Origin of the sequence: Microbacterium sp., assembly GCF_011620665.1 — a bacterium.
Taxonomy (GTDB): domain Bacteria; phylum Actinomycetota; class Actinomycetes; order Actinomycetales; family Microbacteriaceae; genus Microbacterium.
This window is the reverse complement of the sequence record NZ_WOYQ01000075.1, coordinates 1-3,004: the sequence shown is the minus strand read 5'-3', so window position 1 is coordinate 3,004 and position 3,004 is coordinate 1. Positions and strand designations below refer to the sequence as shown.

The 3,004-nt window shown below is 68.4% G+C and carries 5 protein-coding genes and 1 pseudogene; 1 reads left to right on the top strand and 5 read right to left on the bottom strand.

The window, feature by feature from the left end; translation table 11 throughout:
- The coding region (locus tag QZV81_RS09370) for an integrase core domain-containing protein (RefSeq protein WP_292836231.1) at positions 1–270 on the top strand (270 nt) is incomplete at its 5' end.
- A gap of 135 nt (positions 271–405) precedes the next feature.
- Here the strand turns inward: QZV81_RS09370 and QZV81_RS09365 are convergent.
- From QZV81_RS09365 to QZV81_RS09350, 5 genes and pseudogenes are all read right to left on the bottom strand, one after another.
- Positions 406–1,047 (bottom strand): MFS transporter, encoded by a 642-nt coding sequence (locus tag QZV81_RS09365; RefSeq protein WP_292836228.1) that lies wholly within the window; start codon positions 1,045–1,047, stop codon positions 406–408.
- Positions 1,048–1,105: 58 nt separating this feature from the next.
- Positions 1,106–1,228: pseudogene (locus tag QZV81_RS10540) on the bottom strand (Cmx/CmrA family chloramphenicol efflux MFS transporter); the annotation flags it as partial.
- Between the two features lie 40 nt (positions 1,229–1,268).
- Positions 1,269–1,430 (bottom strand): hypothetical protein, encoded by a 162-nt coding sequence (locus QZV81_RS09360; protein ID WP_292836226.1) that lies wholly within the window; start codon positions 1,428–1,430, stop codon positions 1,269–1,271.
- Between the two features lie 505 nt (positions 1,431–1,935).
- Positions 1,936–2,151 carry a hypothetical protein gene (locus tag QZV81_RS09355; RefSeq protein WP_292836223.1) on the bottom strand — a complete coding sequence of 72 codons (216 nt, stop codon included), beginning with the start codon at positions 2,149–2,151 and terminating at the stop codon, positions 1,936–1,938.
- 11 nt (positions 2,152–2,162) lie between these two features.
- Complete coding sequence (locus QZV81_RS09350) at positions 2,163–2,867, bottom strand: hypothetical protein (protein WP_292836221.1); 705 nt, start codon at positions 2,865–2,867, stop codon at positions 2,163–2,165.
- Between the last annotated feature and the right edge of the window lie 137 nt (positions 2,868–3,004).

Genomic DNA, 3,004 nt, shown 5'->3' with positions numbered 1-3,004 from the left:
TACGCGATCCTCCTCGAACGCGGCCAATACGTGGCCTCGGTGTCGACGATGTACCGGGTGCTGGCCGAGAACGCGCAGGTGCGGGAGCGTCGCCGGCTCGCGTCGCGCGCGGCGTTCCCCGACCAGGCCACCGCCTACCGGGCGGTGTTCCGCTGGGCGAACCGCTACAACACCCGCAGGCGCCACTCCGCGATCGGCAACATCAGCCCGAACGCCTACGAGACCGCCTACGCGGTGACCACGTCCGCTACCCTCGCGGAAGCGGCATAACCGAACCGAAACCGTGTCCACGATCAAGGGTCAAGGCCCCTCTGACCGGTGTGGTGCGCGAGCACCCCTTCGATGTCTGAGCGCAAGCGCGTTCGCGGTGAACGAGATGACCGCTCTGCCAGCGAGCAGTACCCGTCAGCGGGCTTCTCGGGTCAGAGCGTGATCAGCAACGCCGGCCAGCTCGTTCTCTTGGTTGTCTGGCGCTATGACGTCAGCGGCGTCCGTCCGCCGATCGAGGGTTAGGGCGAGGGTTCCGGCGGTGGCGGCGACCAGCGCGGAGAGGACCAGCACATCGTTCCCCTGCCCGAGGGTGATGCCGCCGAGGGTGGCGCCGGCGGCGTCGCCGAGGTTGAGGACGGTGACGACGATGCTGCCGGCGAGCGGGCGGAAAGATGGGCTGGACAGGCGCAACACGCGGGCCTGGAGAATGGGTGGGAACGCGCCGATCGCGAGTCCCCACACGACCATGCCGGTCAGGAAGACGGCTGGTTGCCGGTTGCCCAAGAGGAGAAGCCCCAGCCCGAGGGCGACGAGCGCGGACGCGAAGATGAGGGCGGCGCGGGGGAAGCGGTCGGCGGCGAGTCCCGAGACGGCGACGCCCACGCCGCCGGTGACCCCGAGAACCAGCAGCACGGCCGGGATGGCGCTGCTGGCGAGTCCGCCGAGGCCGGTGACGAGGGTGGTGATGTAGGTGAAGGCGGCGAAGTGGCCGACCAGCACCAGGCCGCCGCCGCCGACCGCGACGTGCACGACGCGGCCCGCGGTGCGATCCCACACCCCGCCCGTCTCGGGCTCCCGACGTCTGGACGTGGCGGGGCAGGATGAGCCAGAGTGCCGCCGCGGTCAGGGCGAGGATCACCGAGAGCGCGGCGGCTACGGTGCGCCAGCCGGTGTGTTCGGCGATGAGCGCGGCGGCGGGAAGCCCCGCGAGCCCGGCGAGCGTGGGCCCCGCCAGCACCAGCGACAGGGCGCCGCCCAGGCGCTTTGCGTCGACGATGCTACGCGACGTAGGAGACGACGAGCGCCCAGAACAGACCGTGGGCGGTCGCGGCGAGGGTGCAGTCGATCAGCGCGATCGTGTAGTCGGGCGCGAGGGTGGTGAGGAGATTCGCCGGCGCGGTCGCCGCAAGGCTGATCGTCAGCACCAAGGTCCGCGGCACGCGCATCGTGAGCCGGACTAACGGAATCCCTACGAAGGCGATGGTGATCGCCCAGGCGGCTGACCAGAACCCCGATCGTGCCCTCGGACACGTTCAGGTCCTCGCTCATCGACGGCAGCAGTCCCGAGGGCAGCATCTCGGCGGTTACCGTCCAGAACGTCGCCGCAGTGAGCACCGCGAGTACGGGCCATACCTGCCGGCGGTGCTGGGTGACGGGTGTCGGGATCGCGGTGGGATGACACTGGATGTCACGCGGATCGCGCAGTTTCCGGCGGTTCGGGTCGACTTTGTCGTGACACTTTCCTGTCGGCACGGGCGGACCCACGGGCTCAGAGCCACGTCACTCACAGAGCGCCCGCGTGTCACGATGAGGAAGGGTTCGCCTCGCCCCGTCCACTTGGAACTCCAGTGGCTACGGCTTGAGGTGATGGCGTCCGTCACGTGCGGGTGCCGAGGAGGAGACGAGCCTCTGACCCGACCCTTCCTCGGCACCCGAGATACGGTGTCAGCTCTCTGGCTGCCGTCTACCGAGGGAAACTGCCGAGATGGTGGTCACCACGATGCCGGCGAGCAGCGCCACGACCGCCAGTCCGATGACGAGGAGGGGTGCGTCCGACAGGGGCTGCCATCCGACCACGAGCACCACGATGGAGATCACACCGATCAGACAGAGGACCGCGCCGATGAGGCTGCCGGCTCGCAAAGCATTTGTGGAAAGCATGTCTCCTCCGATCACTGACCCCAGCAGCCGACGCCGCCGGTCACGAAGACGTTCAGGTAGATCGCCTTGTAGTCGTAGCTCGCGTTCTTGCAGATCAAGATGATCCCTGAGCCGGCGGCGATGAGGCCACCTGCGGCCGCGACGATGCCACCGGCGGGGGCGCCGGGTCCGGTCGCAGCGGCGATGACGCCACCGACTCCTGCGGTCACCCCACCCGCTCCGGCGATCGAGGCCATCAGCAGGTCGGTGTCACACGAGTTCAGTGCTGTCTGCCATCCCCAGCCCCAGAACCCGGTGTAGCCGCGCGCGCCGGTGCAACTCGCGGCGGCCGCGGCGACGCTCAGGCCGGCCTCGCTGGCCTGATCCTGCGTCGCCGCGGGAAGATTGACGACGCTCCCCTGAGATTGGTACGCGGCGGCGTAATCTGCGACCGCGCTGTCACTGACTCCCGAGTCGAGGGCGGCCGCGGCATCGAATACCTGATTGTCGAGGTCAGTCGCGGCTACCAGCTTCTCGAGCATCTCCTGCTCTGCGGCCGGAAGCTGGACCTGCGATCCGGGCGCGGCCACGGGTGTCACAGACTGAGATTGACCTGGCGCAGGAGCGTCGGGGAGAGTCACGTCCTCGCTGGCGCTCGCCGGGGCTGCGACCATCAGGCCGCTCGCCACGAGGGCGAACCCGGCGGCGCCAGCGAGGAATCGATCTTTCAGTTTCATGATGCTCTTCACTCCGGTCTCGGTAACATTCCTTGGCCGTCGTTGCGGTTGCCCTATGGTAGGCACGGTGTTCGGCGGATCTCTAGTGTCGCGTTTCTGAAGTTGGTTGACGGTTCGCTCTCTTCAGGATTTCGTCG